The 25572-nt window shown below is 64.4% G+C and carries 22 protein-coding genes and 2 pseudogenes; 12 read left to right on the forward strand and 12 right to left on the reverse strand.

What is annotated here, in order from left to right:
• Positions 1-166 precede the first annotated feature (166 nt).
• The 4 genes from J9611_RS21655 to J9611_RS01015 all read left to right on the forward strand — a co-directional run bounded on the left by J9611_RS21655 (position 167) and on the right by J9611_RS01015 (position 2272).
• Positions 167-490 (forward strand): hypothetical protein, encoded by a 324-nt coding sequence (locus tag J9611_RS21655; protein WP_246527210.1) that lies wholly within the window; start codon positions 167-169, stop codon positions 488-490.
• Entirely contained in the window at positions 480-1598 is a 1119-nt protein-coding gene (locus J9611_RS01005; protein WP_211876849.1) for a DUF3322 domain-containing protein, read from the forward strand. The genes J9611_RS21655 and J9611_RS01005 overlap by 11 nt, the downstream gene beginning before the upstream one ends.
• A gap of 53 nt (positions 1599-1651) precedes the next feature.
• Positions 1652-1831, forward strand: coding sequence for a hypothetical protein (locus J9611_RS01010; protein ID WP_211876850.1), 180 nt, complete (start codon positions 1652-1654; stop codon positions 1829-1831).
• 90 nt (positions 1832-1921) lie between these two features.
• Positions 1922-2272 (forward strand): ribbon-helix-helix domain-containing protein, encoded by a 351-nt coding sequence (locus J9611_RS01015; RefSeq protein WP_211876851.1) that lies wholly within the window; start codon positions 1922-1924, stop codon positions 2270-2272.
• 13 nt (positions 2273-2285) lie between these two features.
• On the opposite strand, the gene J9611_RS01020 is transcribed toward J9611_RS01015, so the two are convergent.
• Positions 2286-2501 (reverse strand): hypothetical protein, encoded by a 216-nt coding sequence (locus J9611_RS01020; RefSeq protein ID WP_211876852.1) that lies wholly within the window; start codon positions 2499-2501, stop codon positions 2286-2288.
• A 100-nt stretch (positions 2502-2601) separates the two neighbouring features.
• Here J9611_RS01020 and J9611_RS01025 point away from each other — a divergent pair, with 100 nt between their 5' ends.
• Complete coding sequence (locus J9611_RS01025; protein ID WP_211876853.1) at positions 2602-3903, forward strand: GGDEF domain-containing protein; 1302 nt, start codon at positions 2602-2604, stop codon at positions 3901-3903.
• Positions 3904-3952: 49 nt separating this feature from the next.
• A complete protein-coding gene (locus J9611_RS01030) occupies positions 3953-4189 on the forward strand; it encodes a hypothetical protein (protein ID WP_211876855.1) in 237 nt (78 codons plus the stop codon).
• Between the two features lie 100 nt (positions 4190-4289).
• Here J9611_RS01030 and J9611_RS01035 read toward each other — a convergent pair whose 3' ends face one another.
• The 7 genes and pseudogenes from J9611_RS01035 to J9611_RS21660 all read right to left on the reverse strand — a co-directional run.
• Complete coding sequence (locus J9611_RS01035; RefSeq protein WP_211876856.1) at positions 4290-4556, reverse strand: hypothetical protein; 267 nt, start codon at positions 4554-4556, stop codon at positions 4290-4292.
• Positions 4553-5449 (reverse strand): carbohydrate ABC transporter permease, encoded by an 897-nt coding sequence (locus J9611_RS01040; RefSeq protein WP_211876857.1) that lies wholly within the window; start codon positions 5447-5449, stop codon positions 4553-4555. Before J9611_RS01040 ends, J9611_RS01035 begins: the two co-directional genes overlap by 4 nt.
• Entirely contained in the window at positions 5446-6483 is a 1038-nt protein-coding gene (locus J9611_RS01045) for a carbohydrate ABC transporter permease (RefSeq protein ID WP_211876859.1), read from the reverse strand. The genes J9611_RS01040 and J9611_RS01045 overlap by 4 nt, the downstream gene beginning before the upstream one ends.
• A gap of 7 nt (positions 6484-6490) precedes the next feature.
• The gene (locus J9611_RS01050; RefSeq protein WP_211876861.1) at positions 6491-7774 is read right to left on the reverse strand and encodes an ABC transporter substrate-binding protein; all 1284 of its coding nucleotides are present in this window, start codon (positions 7772-7774) and stop codon (positions 6491-6493) included.
• A 56-nt stretch (positions 7775-7830) separates the two neighbouring features.
• Positions 7831-9513 (reverse strand): glycoside hydrolase family 13 protein, encoded by a 1683-nt coding sequence (locus tag J9611_RS01055; protein ID WP_211876867.1) that lies wholly within the window; start codon positions 9511-9513, stop codon positions 7831-7833.
• Between the two features lie 181 nt (positions 9514-9694).
• Positions 9695-10702: a LacI family DNA-binding transcriptional regulator gene (locus J9611_RS01060; RefSeq protein ID WP_211876870.1), complete on the reverse strand. Its 1008-nt coding sequence runs from the start codon at positions 10700-10702 to the stop codon at positions 9695-9697.
• A 150-nt stretch (positions 10703-10852) separates the two neighbouring features.
• A pseudogene (locus J9611_RS21660) lies at positions 10853-11580 on the reverse strand (IS30 family transposase); the annotation flags it as partial.
• 480 nt (positions 11581-12060) lie between these two features.
• Here J9611_RS21660 and J9611_RS01075 point away from each other — a divergent pair.
• The 3 genes from J9611_RS01075 (at position 12061) to J9611_RS01085 (ending at position 14564) form a co-directional block, all read left to right on the forward strand.
• Positions 12061-12714 carry a hypothetical protein gene (locus J9611_RS01075; RefSeq protein WP_211876880.1) on the forward strand — a complete coding sequence of 218 codons (654 nt, stop codon included), beginning with the start codon at positions 12061-12063 and terminating at the stop codon, positions 12712-12714.
• 200 nt (positions 12715-12914) lie between these two features.
• Positions 12915-13367, forward strand: coding sequence for a DUF4383 domain-containing protein (locus J9611_RS01080; protein WP_211876882.1), 453 nt, complete (start codon positions 12915-12917; stop codon positions 13365-13367).
• A 72-nt stretch (positions 13368-13439) separates the two neighbouring features.
• Complete coding sequence (locus J9611_RS01085) at positions 13440-14564, forward strand: DUF3322 and DUF2220 domain-containing protein (protein WP_211876883.1); 1125 nt, start codon at positions 13440-13442, stop codon at positions 14562-14564.
• 413 nt (positions 14565-14977) lie between these two features.
• On the opposite strand, the pseudogene J9611_RS01090 reads toward J9611_RS01085, so the two are convergent.
• A pseudogene (locus J9611_RS01090) lies at positions 14978-18059 on the reverse strand (DEAD/DEAH box helicase).
• Between the two features lie 578 nt (positions 18060-18637).
• Here J9611_RS01090 and J9611_RS01095 point away from each other — a divergent pair.
• Positions 18638-19453: an alpha/beta hydrolase gene (locus J9611_RS01095; RefSeq protein ID WP_211876884.1), complete on the forward strand. Its 816-nt coding sequence runs from the start codon at positions 18638-18640 to the stop codon at positions 19451-19453.
• A 104-nt stretch (positions 19454-19557) separates the two neighbouring features.
• Here the strand turns inward: J9611_RS01095 and J9611_RS01100 are convergent, their stop codons facing one another.
• The gene (locus J9611_RS01100; RefSeq protein WP_211876886.1) at positions 19558-20970 is read right to left on the reverse strand and encodes an amino acid permease; all 1413 of its coding nucleotides are present in this window, start codon (positions 20968-20970) and stop codon (positions 19558-19560) included.
• Between the two features lie 53 nt (positions 20971-21023).
• A complete protein-coding gene (gene hisC / locus J9611_RS01105; protein WP_211876888.1) occupies positions 21024-22121 on the reverse strand; it encodes a histidinol-phosphate transaminase in 1098 nt (365 codons plus the stop codon).
• Positions 22122-22214: 93 nt separating this feature from the next.
• Between hisC and J9611_RS01110 the strand changes: the two genes are divergently transcribed.
• Both J9611_RS01110 and J9611_RS01115 read left to right on the forward strand, forming a co-directional pair.
• Complete coding sequence (locus J9611_RS01110; protein WP_211876890.1) at positions 22215-22718, forward strand: Lrp/AsnC family transcriptional regulator; 504 nt, start codon at positions 22215-22217, stop codon at positions 22716-22718.
• 119 nt (positions 22719-22837) lie between these two features.
• On the forward strand, positions 22838-24511 hold the full coding sequence (locus tag J9611_RS01115; RefSeq protein WP_211876892.1) for a thiamine pyrophosphate-binding protein: 1674 nt from the start codon (positions 22838-22840) through the stop codon (positions 24509-24511).
• Positions 24512-24643: 132 nt separating this feature from the next.
• Here J9611_RS01115 and J9611_RS01120 read toward each other — a convergent pair.
• Positions 24644-25572: IS630 family transposase (locus J9611_RS01120; protein WP_211876895.1), on the reverse strand; the 929-nt coding region annotated here is incomplete at its 5' end.

The following is a 25572-nucleotide window of genomic DNA, read 5'->3' on the forward strand; positions in this document are numbered from 1 at the left end:
GGAGCGAGATGCCCGCCGCCAAGTCCCCGCCGAAGGTGACTTATGTACGGAACTGGTTCACCTTTTCAGCCTCGGAGAAGTGGACGGAGACCGGCGAGGAGTTTGAGCATTCACCGATTCCGGCGGCAAGTCCGGCGGTCAGAAAGAGAAGCTGGCCTACACCATCCTGGCCGCGGCACTGGCGTTCCAGTTCGGACTGGGCGCAGGGCAGGGCGCCGGCAGGAATACCGGCAAGGGCCGCAGTTTCTGGTTCGTCGTGATCGATGAGGCCTTCGGCCGCGGCTCCGACGAGTCCGCGCGCTACGGCCTGGAGCTGTTCCAGCGGATGAAGCTCCAGCTGCTGATCGTGACTCCCCTGCAGAAAATCCATGTGATCGAACCGTTCGTGGCCCATGTCGGCTTCGTGGCGAACACCAACGGCGACGACTCCCAGCTGCGCAACATGACCATCCAGGAATACCGGGACGAACGGGACCGGCGTGCCGGCTGACGCTTCAGCCGGACGGTCGCAGGGCTGGACGGCTCTGGCCGAGCTGCGCGGGCTGTCCCTCGCCGCATGGAACGGGGGCCAGCTGCTGCGCGAGCGGCTGGAACCCGGCGGCGTGTATCCCCGCCGCCGCTCCCTGAAGCGTCCGACGGCGGCCGGCCTCCGGAGTGACTACGCCGCGGCCCGGGCGTGGGCGGCCGAGCTGTTCACCGCCACGGGCCACTTCAGTCTGGAGACCGCGGAGGTGGGGCGCACCACGATCGGGTCCAACTTTCTCCCGGCCGCGGCGGTGTTCGAGACGGTGGAGGATGAGATTGCGTTTGTGGGCAAATCGAAGGATGCTGCCCGGTTCGGTGAGCTCGCCGAGCGGTTGTCAGAGCTGGACGCTGCCTTCCGTGCGTGGGCGCTGAAGCGGCCGCTGCAGCTGCTGGAACTGGGCGGGGACGCGCTGACCGCCGCCCGGGTGGCCCTCTGGCTCCGGGACAACCCGGCGCCGGGAATTTATGTGCGGCAGCTCGGCCTTTCCGGGGTGCACACGAAGTTCATCGAGAACCACCGGCGGACCATTGATGAACTGGCGGCGGAGCTGCGTGCAGACCCGGCCCTCCCCGCGGACGCCGCCGCGGACACCGCCGTGGAGGATGTCCTTCCGGACATGGCCGCTGAGCCGGGGTCCCTGCTGGGCCAGGCACCGGCACGGACACCGGCGGCACGCTTCGCCGCGCGGCATGGCTTCCTGCACCCGCCGGAGCTCGTCAGGTTCCGGTCGCTGGACCCCCAGCTGCCGCTGCTGGGCGACGCGAGGGACCTGACCCTCACGGCCGAGGCGTTCAGCACCCTGAACCTGCCGGTCCAAACCGTGATCGTCACCGAAAACCTGGTGAATTTCCTGGCTCTGCCCGAGCATCCCGGCACCCTGGCCGTCTACGGCGGCGGGTACGGGTTTTCGTCGCTGCGGGACGCTGGCTGGCTCCGCGGCTGCGAGATCCGGTACTGGGGCGACCTGGACACGCACGGCTTCCGGATCCTGGACCAGCTCCGGGCAGTGCCCCCGCACGTGGTGAGCGTCCTCATGGACGAGGAAACCCTGCTGGCGCATCGCGGTGGTTGAGCCTGTCGAAAATCCGGCCACAATTATCGGCTACAAAATGTTAGAATGAACACATGGCGCCGAAGTGGGTGGGATCAAGCGAGAAACACGGGATCCCGAGGGCCGACCAGATCCATGCCATCCTAAATGCAACGTTTGAGGCCGAACTGGAGGGCGAGGCGCAGGAGGGCCGGATTATGCTATTTATTGGACCGGCTCATGATCAGACCGACCGTGAATGGAAATCCTCGTGAACGATTTTCCTGGCACAGGGAAAGAAGCCGTCGTGTTCCATGCAATGACACTCGGTCCAAAATTCAAGCGATTCCGGGAGGAGTACAGCTATGACTGATCAGAGGAAAACGGACTACGATGCATTGGCCGATCGGCTGACCGGCGACTCGCCCCTGGAGGTGGCTGCTGTACAAGTCGGCAGCGACGCCGCTGCTTCTGGGCGCGCATTCCTGTTGCGAGAGTACGGCGGTGATGCTGCCATCAGGCAAGCCATACGCCGCGGCCGGCCCCGCGTCGGGGACTCGACACCGGGCGAATCCGCCACCGTGCGTGGGCGGATCGCCGATGTCGAATACCGGGCTTTTATGGAACTGGTGACGGAACTGGGTAAGCCGCAGTCCGAACTCATTCGCGAAGCCGTGCACCTATTGCTGGAACACCACAAGAAGCTCGCCAGTTAGGCTCAGAATCAGCTCACTTGTTCGCCACATCGCCGGGGTTACGCCTATAACGTCCAGGCGGAGGAGGCTCGGTGGTTGAGCCTGTCGAAACCGGGCCTGCCAAAACCCGGTGGTTGAGCCTGTCGAAACCACTGCGGGGCTTCCGGATCTCGACAAGCTCGATCACCGACGCGTGGTTGAGGCTGTCGAAACCACTGCGGGGCTTCTGGATCTCGACAAGCTCGATCACCGACGCGTGGTTGAGCCCGTCGAAACCGGGCCTGTCGAAACCCGATTGTAGGCAGTGCCGTGTAATTTAGGCATTACATCACCCCGGTCCGAGGACGCCCATGCATAGAGCCCCCACCACGCCCCGCTCGTGGAGCCTGCAGCGTGAATGGTCCCGGGCCTTCACGGTGATGCTGCTGGCCCTGCTGATCGGGGCGGTGGTCACCATCGTGGGCGTCCGGCTAGTCCTGGGCCAAGAGGAAGGTGCAGCCCGCCGTCTCCAGGCCGAGTACGGAAGCGTGGCGGAACTGGCCGCCGCCCTTGACACGCATGAGCAGCTGGGGCACCAGCTGCTGTCAGCGGCGCCCGTCAACCGGCAGGCGTTCATCCTGGAGCAGGAGAATATTTCGGGCCTCTTCAACAGTGCTGCCGCGGTCCAGGCCGCGGATGACCGCCGGCAGGCGGCCCTTCGCACCGCACGGCAGGACTGGCAGACCGGCCTGGAGAAGGGCGGCCTCTGGGGTGACCAGGTGGTGGGCCTCACGGGGAACAACGCGGCTGACGCTCCCGCCTTCGCGGCCGCAAACGCGCATGTGCGGGCGGAGCTGGCGGGGATCCAGCATTCCTCCCTGGAAGCGCTGAACAGGGGAATCGTTGACACCGGCGACCTCGAAAATCTCCTGATCGTTGGCAGGTCCGGGCTGCTGTTCGTGGCGATCGGCGCCACCCTGTACTTCCGCCGTCGTATGGTCAAGGATCTGGTGCACCCCGTCAACAACCTTCGGCGGGGCGTCCTCAAGCTGCAGGCCGGGGATTACAGCCACCGCCTGGACGTCGCCCGGCATGATGAGCTGGGTGAGGTGGCCGTTGCCTTTAACGGGATGGCCGCCGCGCTCCAGGACAGCCATCGGACGTTGACGTACCGGGCGACGCACGATGACCTCACCGGGCTCGCCAACCGCGCGGCCCTGGCTGAGCGCCTGGCGGCATCGTTTGAACCGGGCAGCGACCTCCGGACCCGGCACGAGGGCCTGCTGTTCATCGACATCGACGATTTCAAGGACGTCAACGACTCGCTGGGCCATGGGGGCGGCGACGCGCTGCTGGTCCAGCTGGCGGGGCGGCTGCGGGCCAGCGTGCGTGGCCACGACCTGGTGGCCCGGCTGGGAGGCGACGAGTTCGCCGTCGTGGTTTTGGATAACGACGACGGCAGCCCGGCCACCGGGCGCGTGGCCGAACGGATCTACGAGGCGCTGAGCGAGCCGTTCCTGATTGGGGAGCGGTCCCTGCGGGTGTCCTTGAGCATGGGCGTCGCCCAAAGGACCGCGGACACGGCGGACGTCACTGAGCTCCTGCGGCAGGCGGATTCGGCCATGTACCGGGCAAAGCATGGTGGAAAAGCCCGGTACGAAAACTTCAGCTGAGGTGAAAAGCGGGGCTATGGGCTCGCAGGCCAAAACATCAGGCTGGCCCGTGTCGGTCCCGGTTTCAGTCGGCCTGCTGACAAACGTAGGGCCGTACCACGAGGCACTCACGGCCTACCGGTACGGCGACCCCGAGCCGATCATCACCGTCACCGCCGAAGCGTCGTTCCTGGCGATCGACAACGGAGCCCGGCTCGCCAACGACGTCGTCGCCATCACCGAAGGCTGGGCCTCGGTGAATGCCCGTGGTCATCGCAACACTCGCTGGCAATGCACCACAGCCTAACCACGAAGAGCTCCGGACAGATAATTCTGGCCGGAGCTCTTCTCTATTTATGTTTGTTGTTGCGGTTGGAATTGTCCTCGAGACTGAGACCTTCGGATGCTTAGCTGGGTCGCGTGGCGGTGCGTGCGGGAAGGCGCCGGCGGAGCCTGACCATCCCGTACAGTGCCGGCAGGAGGGCGAGCAGGCCGAGCGCCCAGCCGAGGGCCGGCTGGGCGGTCAGCTCCGTCCATACGGTGACGGCGAGCAGCACCGCGGCCCAGAAGCCAAGGAATCCGATGATGATGTCGAAGTCCTCGCCGGAACGGACACGCTGGCGCCCGATGCCGGCTGTCTGCTTGTTGCCCCGCGGTGCTGCTCCGTCCGTCATTTGACTGCACCCGCTGTCAGACCGGCGACGATCTTCCGCTGGAAGACCAGCACCAGGATCACCAACGGGACTGTGACAATGGTGCCCGCCGCCATGATGGCGGTGTACGGGATCTGGTTGGGCTGCGCACCGGCAAAGCTCGCGATAGCCACCGTGACGGGCTGCGTCTTGTCGCTGGAGAGCTGGCTGGCGATCAGGAACTCGTTCCACGAGGAGATGAACGCCAGGATCGCCGTCGTAAAGATGGCCGGCGCTGCCAGCGGCATGATCACCTTGCGGAAGGCCTGCCCCTGGGTGCACCCGTCCACGCGGGCCGATTCCTCCAGCTCCCACGGCATTTCGCGGAAGAAGGAGGTCATGGTGTAAACGGTCAGCGGAAGCACGAATGAAATGTTGGGGATGATCAGCGCCTGGTAGGTTCCGATCCAGCCGATGTTGGTGAACAGCTGGAACAGCGGCGTGATGAGGGCGACGCCGGGAAACATCGAAGCCCCCAGGATGAAGCCCAGCACGAGGTACTTGAACCGGAAGTTCAGCCGGGCCAGCGCGTAGGCGGCGAAGACACCGATGAGGAGGGACACAGCAGTGACCACCACACCGATGAACACGCTGTTGAGCAGCGCCTGGCCGAACCGGTTGCCGAAGGACGTGTCGAACGCCGTGTTGAAGTTGTCCAGCGTGACGTGGGTCGGCAGCAGCGAGGTGTCGTAAGTGAAGCCGACGTCCCGGAATGCCGTGACGACCATCCAGTACGCGGGGGCCAGGCACCAGGTCAGGATCACGGCGGCACTGATATACGTGCGGCTCTGGACCCATTTCTCCCGGTTCTGGGAAGCCCTTCTGCCCTTGTCCTGCTCCGCCCGGAGGGTTGATGCGGCCGTCGCGGTGCTCATTTCTTCCCCTTACCGGTGGCTCCGCTTTGCTCCACGACATTCGCGCCGAGGAACCGGACGAAGATGAAAGCGACCAGGAAAATGATGACGAACGTGATGGTGGACAATGCCGCCGCCGCGTTGAACCCTTGCCTGATCTGGTTGATCACCAGGATGGACAGCGTGGTGGTGTTGTTGGCGCCGCCCGTCAGGATGTAGGGCAGGTCGAACATGCGCAGTGCGTCCAGGGTACGGAACAGGACGGCCACCATAAGCGCTGGCTTTACCAGCGGCAGGGTGATCATCCGGAACCTCTGCCAGGCAGTGGCACCGTCCACCTTGGCGGCCTCATAGACCTCCGCGGGGATCATCTGCAGCCCTGCGAGGATGAGCAGTGCCATGAACGGCGTCGTCTTCCAAACGTCCGCGATGATGACTGCCCACTTGGCCGGCCACTCACTACCGGTCCAGAGAATGGAGGTGTTGAACAGCTTGTTGGCGATGCCCTCGAAAGCGAAGATGAACAGCCACAGCTTGGCGGTCACGGCTGTGGGGATAGCCCACGGCACGAGCACGGCTGCGCGAACCAGGCTGCGGCCCTTGAAGGTCCGTGCCATGATCATGGCCATCCAGAATCCCAGCACGGTCTCCAGCGTCACGGTCACGATCGTAAAGAAGAACGTGGTGGCCGTGGCCGACCAGAACTGGGCGCCCAGGGTTCCCGGCGGACAGGCCAGCGTCCCGCCGCCGGGGGCGGAGCACTGCTGGGCAATCCAGTTCACGTAGTTCTGGATGCCGGCCGGGCCGCCGGCGGTGAAAAGTCCGGTGGCGGGGTCAAGTCCGGCGTCTTTTTGGAAGGACATCATTATGGCACTGATGATCGGGTAAACGATCACAATGCCCAACGCGATGACGGTGGGGGCAAGGAGCCATGCGGCCCACTTACCTTGGCTGAGGATCTTGTTGTCCTCACCTACGCCTTTGGGGCCGTGATGTGTCGGGGCACCGCCCGACGCCGGTGACTTTACCGGCGTCGGGCCTAATTTAGTTGCCATGACAGAACTACGATCCCGCACCGGCGGACTCGATGGACTTCTGCATGTCAGACAGTGCAGAGTCCACAGACTTCTCGCCCTTGATGGCTGAATAGGCGTTTTCCTGGATAGCCTTGGTGACCGCCGGGTAGAAGGGGGTGACCGGACGCGGCACAGCGTTCTCAATGGAAGTCTTCAAAACCGGCAGGTACGGAAGCTTGGCCACGAGTTCCTTGTCCTCGTAGAGCTTGGTGAGGACTGGGGCGAGGGAACCCTGGGTGGCGAAGAATCTCTGGGATTCCTCCGACGTGATGAACTTCAGGAAATCAGCGGCGGTGGCCTTGTTCTTGGAGTAGGCGCTCACACCGACATTGTGGCCGCCCAGCGAGGAGGCACCGGGTCCGTCCGTGCCGGGGAGTGCGGTCATGCCGAGCTTGTCCTTGACCGTGGAGGATCCTTCAGTGGTGGCCAGGTTATAGAGGTACGGCCAGTTGCGGTGGAAGAGGAGCTTGCCGTCCTGGAACGCCTGGCGTCCCTGTTCCTCCTGGTAGGTGATGGCTTCCTTCGGGATGTTGCCGTCGGCATAGGCTTTCGCCACGTTTTCCAGCCCGGTCTTGGCTTCCGCCGTGTTCAGGCTGGGCTTGCCGTCCTTGTCCAGGACAGACCCGCCGGCGGAGTTGATGGCCTCCGCCGCGTTGACCGTCAGGCCCTCATACTTGGAGAACTGGCCTGCATAGCATCCGATGTTATTCGCCTTGGCGATGGAGCACATGCCCATCATCTCGTCCCATGTCTTGGGCGGGGTCGGCACGAGGTCCTTGCGGTAGTACAGGATGCCGCCGTCGGAAGACTCCGGCGCCGCGTAGAGGGTGCCTTGGTAGGAGGCCCCTGTGACCGTCGAAGGAAGCATTCCGGCGGTGTCGATCGCCATCTTGTCCTTGAGCGGCTGCAGCCAGCCTCTGGCCGCGAACTCGGCCGTCCATACGAGGTCCACGGCCATGACGTCGTAACCGGCGTCCTTAGCCTGGAAGTGCTGCACCAGGTCATCGTGCTGCTGGTCGGCCTGGTCGGTCTGCTCCTTGAACGTGACCTTCTCATTCGGGTGAGCGGCATTCCACTTGTCGACCAGCGGACGGACGACGTTGTTGTTATCCTTGCCCTGGACATATGTAATCGGGCCGCGGCCATCCAGGTTGGCTGCGGCGTCGCCGCCACCGGCTGTGGTGCCGCTGCTCGTGTTGCCGCCGCAGGCGGACAACGCCAACGCGCCTGCCATCATCAGTGCCGCCGTGGCGGTCAGCTTTGCTTTCATGATTACTCCTTTGTAAGTGAACCCGGGCCGGGACGCCGGCGGGTTGGTGGTGGGGGTCAGATGATCCAGGCAGTGGTGTCCGCCGGAAGCTTTCCATCCGTCAGTGGGCTGCTGCTGAGGACGACGGTGCCGGCGGCCAGTTCGACGGGCCCGGTGCCGAAGTTGGTTATCGACTGCCAGCCGTTGGGCCGGATGAAGTGCAGCACCGAATCGTGGGGTCCGCCGAGCCATTTGAGTAGTTCGTCGGTCTGGAGGTTGCCGCGGAGCCGCAGTGCTTCGCGGTACAGCGCAAGAGTGGAACCGGGCTGCATTTCCTGCCTCGCCACGGAGTAGGCGCTGAACCATTCGGGTTGCGGCAGGTGTGCCGCGGCATCGCCGAATCCGAACGCGATACCTTCGGAGGTCCAGGGCAGCGGGACGCGGCAGCCGTCACGGCCGATCTCAACGCCCGGATTGCGGAAGAAGGAGGGATCCTGACGGTCGGTAGCGGGTATTTCGACGACCTCATGCAGCCCCAGCTCCTCGCCCTGGTACAGGTAGGCCGAGCCGGGCAGGGCGAGCATCATCAGGGTGGCGGCGCGGGCCCTGCGTTCGCCGAGTTCCCGGTTCAGGGCCGGCTCGGTCCCGGCGGACTTCAGCCACGCCTGGGCCGGGCCGTTTCGCCCGGGACCCTTGGGCAGGCCGTACCGGGTGGCGTGACGGACGACGTCGTGGTTGGAAAACACCCAGGTCGAGGACGCGCCGGTGACCTGGGACTCGGCCAGATTGCGGGCGATGATCTCCCGGAACTGTTCGGCGTCAAAGGCTGCCTGCAGGAGGTCAAAGTTGAATGCCTGTCCCAGGCCCTCCGGGCTGGCGTAGCGGCCGCGGCGGTCGGCGTGCACCCAGGCTTCGGCGACGGCGGTGCGCGGCGGGTTGTACTCGTTGAAGAGTGCCCGCCATTCGGCGTAGATCTCGTGGACTTCGTCCCGGTCCCAGAACGGGTGAGTGCCGTCCGTCGTCTCGTCCTCGGCCGCCAGCTCCGCCTTGGCCGGCAGTGGTTCGCTCAGATCTTTGGTCAGGGCGTGCGCCACGTCGATGCGGAAGCCGTCAACGCCGCGGTCAGACCAGAAGCGCAGGGTCTTGAGGAAATCCTCACGCACCTCGGGGTTGTCCCAGTTGAAGTCCGGCTGTTCCTTGGCGAAGAGGTGCATGTACCACTGGCCGGGGGCGCCGTCGGGTTCGATGATGCGCTCCCAGGCCGGGCCGCCGAAGAGAGATTCCCAGTCCGAGGGCGGGAGGCCGCCGTCTTTGCCCTTGCCCTCGCGGAAGATGTAGCGGTCCCGGGCCGCGGAGCCCTTGGGCGAGGCCAGTGCCTCCCTGAACCAATCGTGCCGGTCCGAGGAGTGGTTTGGCACGATGTCCACGATCAGCTTGATGCCCGCGGCGTGCAGCGCGGCGGTCATCTCGTCGAAGTCCGCCAGGCTGCCGAGCTTCGGGTCCACGTCGCGGTAGTTGTCCACGTCGTAGCCGCCGTCGGCCAGAGCCGACGGGTAGAACGGGCTGAGCCAGACGGCGTCAATCCCGAGTGACTCCAGGTAGGGGACCTTGGCCGTGATGCCCTTAATGTCACCCAGGCCGTCACCGTTGGAGTCGGAGAAGCTGCGCGGGTAGATCTGGTACACGGCGGCCTGGCGCCACCAGTTTGCACCCGAGACGTCCTTGGTGTCGTCAGGGGTGCTTGCGGTTTTGGTGCTCAAGGGTTGCTTCCTGTTCTGCTTTCCGGAGGACCGGGGATCATGTGCCGGATTTGGGCGAGTATGGCCTCGTCAACGAGGCAGTCGACGCGCTTCGTCGACGCGCGTCAATAGATGACAATAGAAGAGGCAAGCGGGAGTGTCAAGGGTCACACTGAGAGTCGCGCCGGTGCCTGAGCAGTTTTCAGGAGGGGGCGACGGCCGTGCTGCCGCGTTCGATCAGTTCGGGAACGACCAGCGTCTGAAAGGCTGAATAGTCCTCGCCGCGAAGGCGCCTGACCAGATACTTGACCGCCAGCCGGGCCATATCGCCGTGGCTCGGGGACAGGCTGGTCAGCGCGGGCTTGCTCATCTGCGCCGCCCCCTCGCTCGCGTTTACGGCAACGATGGAAAGATCCTGCGGAATCCGGACCCCCCGCTCGGCCGCGGCTGCCATCAGGCCAAGAGTCGCCGGCTCATTGAGCTCAAGAAGGGCAGTCAGGCCTGGGGCCGTTCTCCTGATTTCTTCAAAGACGTCCCAGCCGGCCGGAAACGTCGGCGATGCCGTGAAGACGTGCGCCCGGATGCCAAATTTTTTCGCTGCGGCGAGTACCGCGTCCCGCGTTCTCACAACAGGCCCATGGCCGGCGTCCAGATCAGCCTGGGTCCGGGCAAGGAAACCAATTTCCGTGTGCCCCAAACTGGCGACATGATCCACGGCCATTGAGCCGCTTGCCTCAAAATCGGTGTCCACATAGGCCAGGTCACGCGGATCTGCTGTCCGGCCGATCATCGTGAAGGGAATGTCAGCTTCAATCAGGAAGGGCACGCGCTCGTCGGTCGTCAGGACTTCCATCAGGACCACGCCCTCAACGAGCCCTTGATTGACGACCTTGCGGACTTCCTCAATGTCGTCCGCACCAAAAGGCCAGAGGAGAAGATTGTAGCCGTCTTCACGGGCCTGCTCAGAAGCCGCGCGGATGTACTCAAATTCAGTGAGATTGAACCCGATCTCACTGAGCGGAAAGATCAATGCGATGATTCCGGTGCGTCTCCCGGCGAGGCCCTGAGCCAGAACATTCGGCGTGTAGTTCAGATCTTTCATCGCGCGGAGAATTCTCTCCCGCGTCCCGTCTGAGATCGGCCGGGTGCCGCTGAGCACGTACGAAACTGTACTCCTGGAGACCCCGGCAACACGCGCAACATCGGCCATAGTCGCCACGTATAACTTCCCCCTCGGACTGGTCTCGGCCAAAAGGACATCCGCGGAAGCGCCAGAGTCGGTCGGCCGCGCTCATCGACGCGCTTCCTCCATCATAAGCCGACCGCTCCGACTACGATTTAGCCGCACCAGGACCGGCAGTCACACCGGTGTTCCTTGAGACAGTTTGGAGAGGCGCTCAGCAGGCGTCTCCCACCCGAGCGTTTTGCGGGGGCGGGTGTTGAGACGGAGAGCGACGTCACGGAGTGTTTCCACGCTGTGGGCGGACAGGTTTGATCCTTTCGGGAAGTATTGGCGGAGCAGGCCATTCATATTCTCGTTTGATCCGCGCTGCCAAGGACTGGCGGGGTCGCAAAAGTACACCGGCATTTGCGTAGCCGTGCTGATGTCCTTGTGCCGTGCCATTTCGCTGCCCTGGTCCCAAGTCAGGGACTTCCGCAGATGTGTAGGCAGAGCGCCCATGTTTTCACGATGCCGTCCCTCACAGTCTCGGCCTCATGATTGTCGGGCAGATGAATCAGCATCACGAACCGACTGGAGCGTTCCACGAGGGTACCGATGGCCGACTGGTTCAGGGTCCCGGTGATTAAATCACCCTCACAGTGCCCCGCAACGGCACGGCCCGCGACCTCCGGCGGGCGCTCGCTGATCATAAGCATCGGGTCATAGAACCTGCGGATTCGCTGGTTCACGCTGAGCTGCGGCTTCCGCACGGCTCGCCCGGTCCGGAGGCACTTCGACAGCTCGCGCCCTAATGCTCCGAGGCCCCGACGATACAGTCCCTGGTAGATCGTCTCGTGCACCACGTGCATCTCGGGTCTGTCGCGGAACCGGGTGCGAAGCGTGTTGCTGATCTGCTGCGGACTCCATTCCTGCAGCAGATGCTGCTGGATGAACTCACGCAGCTCCAGACAGCCGTCGATCTTGCCTGTCTTGGGCCGAGCGCGGCCCGGCGCTGGTTGGTTGACTGGTACGCCCGCCACGGGTTTGTTGCCACCGGGGGCGGCAACTTGAGGCTTTACATGAAGGTCGCCACGGCCAGGAAGTACCTTGAACCCGACCGATGATGGCTGCCGGGCCACTCTGATGAAAAGATCTGGCAGTCGCTGATTGCCCTGGCCTCCCGTGTCCGCGACTACGTGGCCGCGCTGGGGCTGTACCTGATCCTCGATGAATCCGCGGGCTACGCATTCCGTGGCGCCGACAGCGATATCCGCTGCCCACACCAATCCGCGGCATTGTGTGCTCCGAATCACAGTAGATCAGCGGGATCTCCTCACTGGCCGTTGACCGAGGAGTGAATTGTGAATCGCAAATCTTTAGTGGCCCTTGGGGCCTCAGCCGTTGCCTTGATCGCAGCAACCACACTGGCAGCGGGGCCCGTGCAGGCCCATGAGTCGAAATCAGACGAGAAAACCGTCACCCTGACCGCCAAGTTGCGGCAGCTCAACGGCTCCGGGGCGTCCGGCACCGCCACCGCCGTCGTTGGCGATCAAAAGATCAAGCACATCGAGGTGCACGCCAAGGGTCTGACTCCTGACGCGCCGCACGCCCAGCACATCCACTTCGGCAAGCAGGCCGAGAACGAGTGCCCGACGCTCAAGCTGGACACCAACAAAGACGGGCGGCTGACCACCCTTGAGGGCGTGCCCGCATACGGGCCGGTTGTCGTGTCCCTGAATACGACCGGCGACACCACCCCCGCCAGCTTCCTGGACGTCACGCGCTTCCCGGTGTCGAAGGACGGCAAATACAACTACAGCCGCAACAACATTGACTTTACCGATGTTGCGGGAGCAGGGCGCCACGGCGGGCTCGGCACCGCCAAGCAGATCGCCGACGCCATCCGCGACGGCAAGGGCGTGCTGGTCATTCACGGACAGGACTACGACAAAAACGGCAAGTACAACTTCAGCAACCCCGAAGGCGCGAGTGAGCTGAACCCGAACCTGCCGGCAGAGGCGACCGACCCGGCTGTCTGCGGCGTCCTCGAGGAGCACTGAGCCGGCAGCCACGGTGCCGGAGACGGCCTCAGTGACAGAAACAAACGCCGGGGCCATCCCTAGGCCGGCCGGGACCGAATAGAAGGTACAGGCTGTTGCAGCCGCGGGCCGTCCGGCCCGGCTGCAGCGGCCGGCAAGGTGCAGTGGCGGGGTCCATCCCGCCTGCATCTCCGCTTACCGAACATTCAAAGGAGACCATCATGACAACTATGAACAACACCCGCACGGCGGGGCGGGCCAACGTCCAGAAGGCATCGATGGTTGTCGGTGCCGTGTTCCTCCTGGTCGGCGTCCTCGGCTTCGTCCCGGGCATCACCAGCCAATACGACCAGCTGCAATTCGCCGGGCACCACTCCGGGGCAATGCTGCTGGGCCTGTTCCAGGTTTCGGTGCTGCACAACATCGTGCACCTGCTCTTCGGTGTCGCGGGGCTGGCGCTGGCCCGGACCGCAACAGGCTCCCGCTCCTACCTGCTCTTCGGCGGGGCCATCTACCTTGTGCTCTGGATTTACGGACTCGTTGTTGACCAGGAATCGGCCGGGAACTTCGTGCCGCTGAACGGCTTCGACAACTGGCTCCACCTGCTGCTGGGCATCGGCATGATCGCCCTGGCGATGATCCTGACCAAGGGCCGGACGAACCGGGCGCGGTAACCCACTCCGGCGCGGGCCGGCAGCTTGCCTGCCACCCGCAGCGCGACATTCGACGGCGGGACTCACCGGAAGGTGATTCCCGCCGTCGGCGTGTGCGGCACGTTTCCGGTGGCCTCGGGCAGCGATACGTGGCCATGCAGGGTGCCTGTCGGCAGGCCATCCACCGCTGATCTGAACGGCCATTTTGCCGCGGTGCAGAGCTGGGCCTTCGAGATCAAGGATTGGGCAGCTAGAGGGGGGCTGCCCCTGGCTGACGAGACCCGCCGCGCGCACGGAACCAACCAGCTGCTCCCGACGCATGTAACCATCGCATCGGCAGATGCGGCAGCCGCCCTCCTGGGCAACAAATGGCCGGAGCGGCTCGCGCGGGGTCGCGCCCGTGCGGCCCATCTGGGGGCACGGTTTCCGGGTGTTGACGCGGCGGCTCTGACTAAGGCGACCGACACCTACACGGATGCCGATTTCGCCCTGCTGTGCGACGCCGCGGAATGGTTCGCAAGGAATGACGCCACGGGGCTCACAGCACGCCAAGTACCCATCGAGGGCCTGCACGCCAAGTGGCTGAACACGCATGCCAGGGAGGTGCGCACCTTGGCTGGGGTCGAGGATCTCGGACTGCTGCCGAAGCATCCTGCCCGGCTGCACTTCACCTACTTGGACCCGAGCTATCTTCATGGCCACGGGCGGCGCCATGACTCAATCACCGTAGGCGACTCCATGGCACCGGCCTACGCGCCCCAGGTGGTCATCATCTCCGAGAACAAAGACACAGCCATCTACTTCCCCGCATTGGCCGGCGGAATCGCGGTCGAAGGCGGCGGAAATGCAGGTCCCCAACCTGCAGCCCAAACCCCCTGGCTCGCCGCTTGCCCCAACGTCTTCTACTGGGGAGACATGGACGCAGTTGGCCTCACGATCCTGAATGACTTCCGGGCCGCGGGACTGCAGGTGCGATCACTGCTGATGGATCGCACTGCATTTGCGAGCCACGAACGCTTCGGCGCCACCACGGACGCAAACGGTCTGCCGCTGAATGTGACCAAGAGGCGCGATCTCCCTTTCTTGACCCCAGCTGAACGCGAACTCTACAACGATCTCACCGACCCATCGTGGACTCGGGTGCGCCGAGTAGAGCAGGAACGCATCCCCCTGCCTTTGGCTCTGGACGCGGTCGTGATGGCCCTCGCTGAATCTTGAGGACGCTCCCACGGGTTGGCCCTGGATTTCCGGGGACTTCCGTGTCCCCCTAGGGGTCGGGCGGGGGCCGAGCTCCTGCGGTCGGCCCTGCGCGTCCGGCTGCCCCGTCCGCGGCTGACCAGGCCAAAGCCGATTCCGGCACTGTCGCCAAAGGTGCCGGCTCGGGGGTGTGGCCGGCGCTGCAGCCGGTGCGTTGAAGGGCGCCGTCATGACCGAGACCGGGCGTAATGAAGGGGCGGCGAGACGGTGCCCGCAACGGGGCATCTCCACCTCCCCGGTGACCGTGCTGACGGCGATCAGGACGCCGTCAGGGCCGCGAAGACGTGGCCGTCAACCCGTCGACGTCCTGGACATAGTCCACTTCCCCTCGACACGTGTTATCCTGGCACTTATTCCTCCGGGCGCAGCTTGCGCTATTGCGCCACCGCGGCAGCGATCGCATACACATCGGCCGGCATTGGCCGATGCAGCTTCCACGTGATAGCAATCGGCTTCTCCCCCGCGTGCTGAACGTAGTCCACCTGTCCGAGGCACGTGTACGGAACCGTCAGACCGGTCTCGTCTTCTGAGGTATCCCGGGTGAAGATCAGAATCTTCGAACCGTGCGCAGCCCGGTCCAGGTACCGCCTGCCGGTCGGGCTTCCGGGTGATGTCGCGTTCTGCGATTCCCAGTGGAACAGCTCCGGGCTGATCGCATAGTCCTTGTACATCGTCGTGGCCGAGTGCTTCATGTCGTCCTTGTTCAGCGTGACGAAGTAGGCGTCCGTGGACGTCGCCGGGCACCAGGCCACACCCTCACGGTGCTGCACGTTCTTGCCGAGCTCCAGCGATCCATACTGCAGCGCCGCCAGAATCTCTTCTCGCCGGTACGTCGCGTGGGAGAGCAACGGGATGTACTGCAGCCCGGAACCCAGGCCCTTGGCAGCATGCTTGGACGCGGCCACGCCAAGCTTCACGAGCTGGCGGATCTCACCGCAGACATACTGGTAGCCGCGCAGGTAGTCCAGGCCGGCGTCGTACGACTGGAAACCGCCGCCGTCGTCCCACAGCGTGTAGAAGAGCATTCGGGCAAACGTCTGCTCGCGCATGCCGAGCTCCGCGTAGCGGGGCGCGTCGGCACCGACCAGCATCGAGTAGGCCTCGGCACGTTCCGGATCGTCCACATGGATCAGCGCGGCCATGCGGCCGAGGAGCTTCTTTTCCTCGGCGTCGGACAGCTCCCGGATCTTCCCGGTGAGGACCACCTCCAACGGCGAGTACCCCTCGATCAGCCCGGCCTGGCGGAGGTAGCCGGTCCACGAGTCCTTGGTCGAACGGTAGATCGACTTCACGTCGTTCCCGGACCGCTCGAGGTACCCCTCCAGCTCGATCTCCGCGAACGAGGCGATATCCCGGACCAGCTGCGCCCGGCTGAACCGCAGCTGTGCCCTGATGTTGTCCAGCACGACTTTTTGCGCCACCCGGTCCAGCACGATCTGCGAGCCCGACGGCAGGTACGGGAACTCGTCCTCGACAGCCTTCTCCAGCTCCTTGCGCCCATAACCGGTCAGCGCCCGGTAGCGCAGATCGAAGCGGAACTCGCGGCGCTGCTGGCCGATGAAGTCCATGACCGTCAGCACGGCCTTGCCCTCGGCACGGCGCAGCCCCCGCCCCAGCTGCTGGAGGAAGATCGTGGCGCTCTGCGTGGGCCGGAGCATCAGGATGGTGTCCACCTGCGGCAGGTCCAGGCCTTCGTTGAACAGGTCGACGGCGAAGATGCAGTTGATCTCCCGTGTGCGGAGCCGCTCCAGCGCCGCCGCGCGGTCGACGTCGTCGGTGCTCCCGTCGACCGCAACGGAGGCGATGCCGGCACGGTTGAACACCTCGGCCATGTAGTGGGCGTGCTGGACGGAGACACAGAAGCCGATGGTCCGCATCTGCTCCGTGCTGGTGACCTTGTCGCGGAGTTCGCGGATCACCTTGGCGGCGCGGGCGTCGTTGCCGGTATAGAGGTTGTTCAGCTGCGCGGTGTCGTAGTTGCCGCGCTTCCACTCCAGCTGGCTGAGGTCGACGTCGTCCGAGACGCCGAAGTAGTGGAACGGCACCAGCAGGTCCGCGTCCAGGGCGTCCCACAGGCGCAGTTCGCTGGCGGTGCGGCCGTCGAAGAACTGCTTGGCGACGTCGACGCCGTCGCCGCGTTCCGGCGTCGCGGTCAGCCCGAGGAGCTGCTGCGGCTGGAGGTGGTCGAGCAGACGGCGGTAGGTGGGCGCCATGGCGTGGTGAAATTCGTCGATGACGACGACGTCGAAGAAGTCCGGTGCCAGCTGGTCGATGCCGAGGGATGACAGCGACTGGACCGAGGCGAAGATGTGCTTCCACTGCCGGGGTTTGTGCTCCCCGACGTAGAGTTCGCCGAAGGCGCCGGCCTGCATGACGTCACGGTACGTGCGCATGGCCTGTTTCAGGATTTCCTGGCGGTGGGCCACGAAGAGCAGCTTCAGGTCCTTGCCCTCCGCTTCGCAGAGCCGCTTGTAGTCCAGGGCTGCGATGACGGTCTTCCCGGTGCCGGTGGCCGCGACCAGAAGGTTGTGGTTGAAGCCCTTGAGCCGCTCGGCTTCCAGGTCCTCGAGCATCTCCTCCTGGTGGAGGTACGGCTGGACTTCGAGTCCGGTGGCTGCGTCCGGGGCTGCAGTGCGCCGGCCTCCGTTGCGTTCCAGCGCGGCGTCCAGCTTTTCCCCGTCGCGTTCCGGATCGTAGCTTTGGAAGGCGCGCTGCGCCCAGTAGCTGTCGAAGGTGATCTCGAACTTCTGCAGCAGCGTGGGCGTGCCGACTGAGCTGAGCCTGACGTTCCATTCGAGGCCGTCCAGGAGGGCGGCCTGGCTGAGGTTGGAACTGCCGACGTAGGCGGTGTCGAAGCCGGAGTTCCGGCGGAACAGCCAGGCCTTGGCGTGCAGCCGCGTGGCCTGGGTTTCGTAGTTGATCTTGACTTCGGCGCCGTACCGCGTGACGAGCTCGTCGATGGCGCGGCGTTCCGTGGCGCCCATATAGGTGGTGGTGAGGACTCTCAGTCTGGCTCCGCGCTCCTTTAGCTGCTCGAGGGCCGGCTCGAGCAGGCGGAGGCCCGTCCAGCGGACGAAGGCGCAGAGAAGGTCGACGGTGTTCCATTGCCGACACAATCTCGGCGCGGAGTTCCGCAGCGAGGTTCGGATCGTCCTTGCTGTTGGTGAGCAGGGCCGAATCACTCAGCTTTGTGGTGGGACGGCGGAGCTGTCGGCGTTTTAGGGTGTCCGGGCGGTGGAGGGACTGGAGCTGCGTGGGGCCATCTGAGATTCGGTCCGTGGTGTCCAGTTCTTGGAGGAGGCGGTTGGCGAGGCCGACTCTGTCTGCTGGCTTGGCCGCTGAGAGGGCGTGGCGGACGGCATTGGCGACGTGCTGAGAGAGGACGTCCGGGGTGTCGTCGTCCACGACCGACCCAAAATGCGGTTGTAGCTGAGGAACCTTGGAGAGGCTCGTCATCAGCTCTTCGGTCTTGAGCAGTTCGTATAGACCTTCGGGCAACTCTTCAATTGCCGATCCCCCATCGGATGTGTTCACTGCGCCAGGCTATTTGGTCGAGCACATAAAGCCCAACGGGCTCGCGGTGATAGCATCGCAAAGTTTCCCGCGGTAGGCGCTTGGGCGCCGCTCGGGTACCTTCCGGCCGTTGCGCCCCAAGCGCTACCAACGGCTTGTCAGAGGGCCCGTAGTCCTCGGCGGATTCTGCCGGCGAGTGAAACATCACAACCATTCCAGAGTCGTTGATCGACCTCTGCGCTCAGAAAGGGACGGGCCGGCCCTACTACATGTCGCCGCGAGACTTGCAACCAGAACTAGCTCCCTCACCAGGTTCAATTCTATTTCCTGTGTGGTTTGGCACAAACAGACAGACGGCAAAAGTCCCCGACAAACGACCTTGGTACTCCGGTGACCGCGATGAAATAGGTTCTTTGCACTACGGCCGCTGCCTAGTTCATATTCCGCCTGACATGCCTTTCGGTACGGTGGCCTCGCCTTGGTGGCGTCACTTATACTCAATTTCCGCTTGGGATCGGAAAATGCGAATCGCCAAATTCGAAACTTTCAACAATGATGATGACTTTGTCGGCAGTTTGAGGAGCTCTTTGTCCGAGACGGACGATGGAAGTATCCTATTGTACATTCATGGCTACAACACCAAGTTTGAGGATGCAGTAATCCGTGCTGCCCAAATCGGTCATGACCTGGATATACGTGGTCAAATGGCGCTTTTCAACTGGCCCTCCAGAGGAAACATACGTGGTTATATCGCAGACCAGAACCGCGCCGATGCCAGCGAATCGAGCCTGGAAAAGTACATTGAGTTATTGGCTACCAGCACCGGCGCAACCCGAATAAATGTAATTGCCCATTCAATGGGTAACCGAGTCTTTTCAAGGGTTGTGTCTAAGTTTGAGCACCTCGCGAGTAGCAGAAAAATAAAGCTAGGTATCATAATCCTTGCAGCACCCGACGTGGACCGAGGTACATTCAGTAGTCTTGCATCCGCTTTCCCTACCTTGTCGGAAAACACCACAATGTATGTTTCATCGAAGGACAAAGCACTGCGACTTTCTGGGCATTTGCAATCCTTTGAGCGCGCGGGTCATACACCGCCCGTCACCATTCATCCCGGAATTGACACTATCCAAGTGGGAAACCTTGATTTATCTCTATTAGGCCTTGGACACAACTACTTTGCAGAAACACACCCGGTGTTGTATGACATGGCCAGCCTGCTGCAGGGCAATACCAACCCTGAGCACCGAATGCGCCTAAAGCGGGTGTTCGATCAAGGACGTCAAGGTGTGCTTGCCGTCAGTGACCCTCCATATTATTGGCAAATACGGCGTTGAACGTCGTCCTTGCACTTCGGCACCCACGGCGGAGGGCGCACCCGGCCAAGCCGGACGCGCCCTTCGTGTGCACGGAACCCGCCAACTGGTTAAAGCCGCCTGATTCAGTCCATGAGCACTGGCTGCTTGGCGCCATCCGAAGACTCGACAACGGGCAGGACCCTCCCGCTCCGGTGGTGCAGCCAGTTGGCCACCGCCAGGAGTGCCACAAGTGCGAAGGTGCTCAGGAGCTGGGGGCGTGAATCCTCGCCGATGAAGCCAACAGTGAAGATCGCCGCGAGGATGAGCAGGCCAAAGCACGTGAGCCACGGGAAGCCGGGCATCCGCAGGGGAAGCTCCGTCCCGTCGCGGTCAGCGCGGAGGCGCAGCGCGAGCTGGGCCAGGAGCGCGGACGTCCACACCAGCAGGCACGTCGAACCCACAATGTTGAGCAGGACGGGAAGGACCTTCTCGGGGAAAGCCAGCTCCAGCACAACCGTGACAACGCCGAAGGCGACGCTGGCCAGGACTGCAACAACCGGGACCCGGGCCTTGGACACGGAGGCAAGCACGCGTGGTGCTTCACCCCGCTCGGCGAGGGAGTAGGCCATCCGTGACGCACCGTAGAGGTTGGCGTTGAGGGCGGAGAGCAGCGCTGCGACGGCCACCAGGGTGATGGCAGTGGCTGCGCCGGGCATGCCGGCGGCATCCAGCACCGCGGCGAACGGGCTCTTCAGCCCCGCCGAACCGACGGGAACCACTGCGGCGATGACGAAGATGGCGCCGATGTAAAAGACCAGGATGCGCCACAGCACCGTCCGGACCGCTTTCCTCACGCTGCGGGCCGGCTCGGCGGTCTCAGCTGCAGCCACGGAGACAATCTCGGTGCCGCCGAAAGCGAACGCGACGACAAAGAGTGCCGTGGCAATCCCGGCGAAACCGCTGGGGGCGAATCCGGCACCGGTGAAGTTGGACAGGCCCGGCGACTGTACGCCCGGCAGCCAGCCGAAGAGCAGGGCGGCGCCGACCAGGAGGAACCCGACGATTGCTGCCACCTTGAGCAGGGCGAACCAGAACTCGAACTCGCCGAAGTTCTTCACACTGGTGAGGTTCACGGCGGTGAGCACCACGATAAACACGAAGGCCATCAGCCACACCGGCAGGGCCGGGAAGATGGTGGCAAGCAGGCCTGCCGCACCCAGCGCTTCGGCCGCGATGACCACCACGAGCTGCAGCCACCAGAGCCAGCCCACCGTGGCACCTGCCACCGGCCCGTAGGCCTTGGCGGTGTAAACGGAGAAGGCACCGCTGTCCGGATTGGCGGCGGCCATCTCGCCGAGGGCCCACATCACCAGGATGATGAGGGTGCCGGCCACAAGGTAGGAGATCAGCACGGCCGGGCCGGCAGCCTGGATGCCGGCGCCGGAGCCGATGAACAGGCCCGCGCCGATGGCGCTTCCGAGCCCCATCATGGTGAGCTGCCGGGGTTTAAGTGCGGCGCCAAGTGGGCGGCCAGACGTCATTGTCTGTTGTTCCATGGGGAGTCCTCTGGTTGTAGGTGGAACGGATGAGGTTTCAGGTCAGTCGGTTTTCAGGCTGCGTGGGCTTCCAAAAGCCGGAGCACGCGATTGTTGGAGGCGGGATCGGCAACGGTGATCCGCACGCCGTCGCCCTGGTACGCCCGGACCAGGATGCCCGCGCGGTCAAACGCGTCCACCAGCCTCGCCTGGAGGCGGTCATCCGCACGGATCCACAGGAAGTTGCCCTGGCTCGCCTGCAGCTTCCAGCCCTGGGCTTCCAGCTGAGCGGCCATCCGGGCGCGCTCCAACTTGACGGCGGCCACCCGGGCTTCCATCTCCTCCCCGGCGTCCAGCGACGCGATGGCCGCCTTCTGGGCCAGCGCGCTCACGGCGAAGGGAAGGGCGGTCCGGCGCAGTCCCTCAGCGATGTCCGGCGCCGCCATGGCGTAGCCAACGCGCAGCCCGGCGAGTCCGTAGGCCTTCGAGAAAGTGCGCAGTATGCAGACGTTGGGGTGCTGGCGGTAGAGGGCCAAGGAATCGGGTCCACTGCCCGCTTCGGCGTATTCCACGTAGGCCTCATCGATCACCACGAGGATGTCGGAGCGGACGGAACGCAGGAACCACTCAATCCGTTCATGGCTGATCGGCACACCGGTGGGATTGTTGGGGGTGCAGAGCAGGATCACCTTCGTGCGGTCAGTGACGGCCGCGGCCATGGCTTCGAGGTCGTGGCCCTCAAAGCTGTCCAGCGGGATGCGGACCGGCCGGGCGCCTGCAAGCTCAACCAGGATGGGGTAAGCCTCGAAGGAGCGCCACGCGAAGATCACTTCATCCCCGGCGTCGCACAGTCCGGTAACGATCTGCTGGAGGACGCCGACGCTGCCGGGTCCCACCGCCACCTCCCTGGCCGTGACGCCGAGGTGGCGGGCAATCCGTTCACGGAGTTCGACGGCGGCACTGTCAGGGTAGCGGTTCATGGTACCGGCCGCCGCGGCCACCGCAGCGGCGGCAGCGGGCAGCGGTTCGTAGTGGCTTTCGTTGCTGGCGAGGGCTGCGATGTCAAGGCCGGCGCTGCGCCGGCCCGGGACGTAGGGCGGAAGTCCGGCCACCGCGCCACGAAGAGTGGGGAGCGCGGTGTCCGGTGCGGTCAGGAGCTGATCACGGGTCATGAGGAACGATCATGATTGTGACCGGGCCCACATTGCAAGATACCCTCTGTCCATTGGGACTTCTGCTCAACTTCTACTGTCTGTGGTGAAAATATGACCATCCCGAACCCCCGCACCGTGGATTCGCTCGACGGCAGGATCATCCTGGCCCTCGACAAGGATCCGGAAGCCAGCGCCCTGGCACTGTCGCGGACGCTCGGCGTCGCACGGAACACGGTCCACGCCCGGCTGGCCCGGCTCGAGCGCAGCGGCGCCCTCCGTTCCTTCAGCCGGAGGCTGGATCCCGCCGCGCTGGGCTATGACCTGATGGCCTTCCTCTCCCTGTCCATCAGCCAGACGCGGACAGGTGCGGTGGAAGACGGGCTCGCCGCGATCCCGGAGGTCATCGAGGTGCACGCCACCACCGGGGACGCGGACCTCATGGCCAAGGTGGTGGCGCGCAGCACGGCCGATCTCTACCGCATCACCAATGAGATCCTTGAAATCGAGGGGATCCAGCGGACCAGCACGGCCATTTCCGTGCTGGAGCTCATGCCGCCCCGCTACGACGGCCTCCTGGCCCGGCTCTCGGAGCAGGAATCCCGCCCTTCGGCCTAGGACGGGTGATGCGCGCCACAAGTGGGCATATTTTCACTCATACCTGCATCCACCTGCCAAATATCCCAATCAAATTCGCCCCTCTTGCTCATCTGTGAACCAGCCCACAAGATTCCTGCATGACTTCACTTACCGTTTCCGGCCGCGTGGCGCAGGTTCTCAGCAGCTATCTCAGCGATGTTTTCGGCGTGATGGGCAACGGCAACGTCTACTTCCTGGACGCCGCGGAACAGCTGGGCCTCCGCTTCTCCCCCGTCCGCCATGAAGGCGCCGCCATCGCCGCGGCCGACGCCTACTACCGGACGTCGGGACGCCTCGCAGCGGGCACCACCACCTACGGCCCCGGCTACACCAATGCACTTACCGCCCTCGCCGAGGCGGTGCAGGCGCAAATCCCCGTGGTGCTGGTCACCGGGGACGCCCCGAGCAGCGGCGCCCGGCCCCAGGACGTGGACCAGGCGGCCATCGCCGCGGGCCTCGGCGCGGCCACCTTCACCGTCACCCGCGACGCCGCGGGCTCCATCACGCAGCAGGCGGTGGAATACGCACTCACCACGCGGACCGCCGTCGTGATCGCCATTCCCTACGACCTCGTAGCCCTCGAGGCTGCGGACGAAGAGCTTCCCGAGCCGCTGGCAGCGGCGGTGAGTGACGACGTCGACGGCGGCCTGGGGCAGGTAGCCCGCCTGCTCGCCGGGGCGAAGCGGCCGCTGATCCTCGCCGGCCGCGGTGCGCATCTCGCCGGCGCCGGCCCGGAGCTCCGGGAGCTCGCTGACCGCCTGGGCGCGCTGACCGCCGGAACCGCCCTGGCGCTCAATCTCCTCCAGGGCGAGGGGTACCTCGGCGTGGCGGGCGGCTTCGGCACGGACACCGCGGCCGGGCTTATGGGTGAGGCCGATGTGGTCCTCGTGGCCGGGGCGAGCCTGAGCCCCTTCACCATGCGGTTCGGGCACCTGCTCGGCGCGGACAGCACCGTCATCCAGATCGATGCCGCCCTGCAGCCGACGCACCCCCGGGTGGATACGTTCGTCAGCGCGGACGTGAAGTCCGCTTCGGGACGCATCCTGGGGATGCTGGATGGCCTGGCCTCGCAGGATGCCAGCCGCGCAGAAGGCTGGCGCGCGGAAGCCCGCAAACGCCTGGCCGAGGGACCGTCGCACCAGGCAGGCTCAGTCGAGACGCCGGACGGACGGCTGGACCCGCGATCCCTTGCCACGGCACTGGATGCTGTGCTGCCGGAGCGCCGCACGGTGGTCCAGGACGGAGGGCACTTCGTCGGCTGGGCACCCATGTACTGGCACATCCCGAGGCCGCAGGACCTGGTCATGGTGGGGACCGCCTACCAGGCCATCGGGTTGGGCCTTGCCAGCGCCGTCGGGGCAGCCCGCGCAGTGGAGGACGGCCGCACGCTGGTGCTGGCCTCCGGCGACGGCGGTTTCCTGATGGGCCTGTCCGACCTCGAATCGCTCATTAGTACGGCGGGAAGCGCCGTCGTCGTGATCTACAACGATGCCGCGTACGGAGCCGAAATCCACCAATACGGCTCCCAGGGCCTGACCGAAAAGCCCATGCTGATCCCCGAGGTGGACTTCAGTGGCATCGCCCGCGCGCTCGGTGCCGAGTCGGCGATCATCCGCTCGCTGGCGGACCTTGCCGCGCTCAAGGACTGGATTGACGCCGGTGCAAAGGGAACCTTCGTGGCCGACTGCCGGATCACGTCGAGCGTCCGGGCCCCGTGGCTGAGCGAGTGGATGGAGGCCAAGCAGGAGGCGAAGGCGGCGGTGGCGGGGTAGATAACCCCGGCGGCCGCGGGACCTTGCAGACTACGCCGTTGGTTCAACGTTCCGGGCGGCCGACCAGCATGGGGTGGGCGAAAGATCAGCGCAGTATTGTCTCAAGAACGATTCTTTCAATCCCATGAAGAACTAGTGTTCCGTGTTAATGGTTTGTTTGCGTTTCATCTTACCCAATAGATACTCCGCGGACTTGGTCCAGGTGAACGGTTTGGCGTCCTTGTTGTAGTTTTCGATGTACCGCTCCATGGTTTCTTCCAGGTCCTTCACCGAGCTGAATGTTCCACGCTTCAGGCACTGGCGGGTGATGATCCCGAAGAAGATCTCCACCATGTTCAGCCAGGAACAGCTTGTCGGAGTGAAGTGCATAGTCACCCGGGGATTTTCAGCCAGCCAATCCTTGACGTTCTGGTGCTTATGAGTGCCGTAATTGTCACAGATAACATGCAGCTCAACCCCGGGGTGGGCTTGGGCTACCTGCCCCAGGAAGTCGACGAACTCGACATTGGTGTGCTTCTGGTAGAAGGCATTCGCGCTGAGTTTGCCGGTGAGCACCTCCAGGGCGGCAAACAGCGTCGTCGTGCCGTTGCGCTTATAGTCATGGGTCTGCTGCAGCGGGTGCGTCGGGGACAACGGCTGCTCTGCCTGGGTGCGGGAGAGGGCCTGGATCTGGGTCTTCTCATCGATGCTCACCACCACCGCGTTTTCCGGCGGCGACAGATACAGGCCCACCACGTCCCGGAGCTTGGACTCCAGGGCGGGGTCGGTGGAAAACTTGAACGTCTCGATCCGGTGCGGCTGGATCTTCCAGCGGCGCCAGATCCGGGCGACGGAGGAAAAGGAAATCCCGTGGCGCTCGGCCATGATCCGGGCGGACCAGTGCGAGATCCCCAGCTCCGCCGGCGGCTTCCCGTCGTTGGTCAGGGTGTCGGCGATCAGGGCAAGCTCATCGATCTCCCGCTCCCGGCCCGGGCGCTGGACATCGGACAGGGCCTCGATCCCGCCCTCGGCATAGCGGTTACGCCATTTCAGGACCGTGGGTGCCGAGAAGCCGGTGGTCT

The organism is Pseudarthrobacter albicanus, from assembly GCF_018224015.1.
Classification (GTDB): Bacteria; Actinomycetota; Actinomycetes; order Actinomycetales; family Micrococcaceae; genus Arthrobacter; species Arthrobacter albicanus.

What these genes read in the sequence shown, in the direction of transcription:
- hisC (WP_211876888.1), bottom strand. Translation starts at nt 22,121, where the DNA reads ATGACCCGTGATCAGCTCCTGACCGCACCGGACACCGCGCTCCCCACT.
- J9611_RS01040 (WP_211876857.1), bottom strand. Translation starts at nt 5,449, where the DNA reads ATGAGCACCGCGACGGCCGCATCAACCCTCCGGGCGGAGCAGGACAAG.
- J9611_RS01015 (WP_211876851.1), top strand. Translation starts at nt 1,922, where the DNA reads ATGACTGATCAGAGGAAAACGGACTACGATGCATTGGCCGATCGGCTG.
- J9611_RS01050 (WP_211876861.1), bottom strand. Translation starts at nt 7,774, where the DNA reads ATGAAAGCAAAGCTGACCGCCACGGCGGCACTGATGATGGCAGGCGCG.
- J9611_RS01035 (WP_211876856.1), bottom strand. Translation starts at nt 4,556, where the DNA reads ATGACGGACGGAGCAGCACCGCGGGGCAACAAGCAGACAGCCGGCATC.
- J9611_RS01045 (WP_211876859.1), bottom strand. Translation starts at nt 6,483, where the DNA reads ATGGCAACTAAATTAGGCCCGACGCCGGTAAAGTCACCGGCGTCGGGC.
- J9611_RS01060 (WP_211876870.1), bottom strand. Translation starts at nt 10,702, where the DNA reads ATGGCCGATGTTGCGCGTGTTGCCGGGGTCTCCAGGAGTACAGTTTCG.
- J9611_RS01100 (WP_211876886.1), bottom strand. Translation starts at nt 20,970, where the DNA reads ATGGAACAACAGACAATGACGTCTGGCCGCCCACTTGGCGCCGCACTT.
- J9611_RS01010 (WP_211876850.1), top strand. Translation starts at nt 1,652, where the DNA reads ATGGCGCCGAAGTGGGTGGGATCAAGCGAGAAACACGGGATCCCGAGG.
- J9611_RS01115 (WP_211876892.1), top strand. Translation starts at nt 22,838, where the DNA reads ATGACTTCACTTACCGTTTCCGGCCGCGTGGCGCAGGTTCTCAGCAGC.
- J9611_RS01080 (WP_211876882.1), top strand. Translation starts at nt 12,915, where the DNA reads ATGACAACTATGAACAACACCCGCACGGCGGGGCGGGCCAACGTCCAG.
- J9611_RS01095 (WP_211876884.1), top strand. Translation starts at nt 18,638, where the DNA reads ATGCGAATCGCCAAATTCGAAACTTTCAACAATGATGATGACTTTGTC.
- J9611_RS01025 (WP_211876853.1), top strand. Translation starts at nt 2,602, where the DNA reads ATGCATAGAGCCCCCACCACGCCCCGCTCGTGGAGCCTGCAGCGTGAA.
- J9611_RS01110 (WP_211876890.1), top strand. Translation starts at nt 22,215, where the DNA reads ATGACCATCCCGAACCCCCGCACCGTGGATTCGCTCGACGGCAGGATC.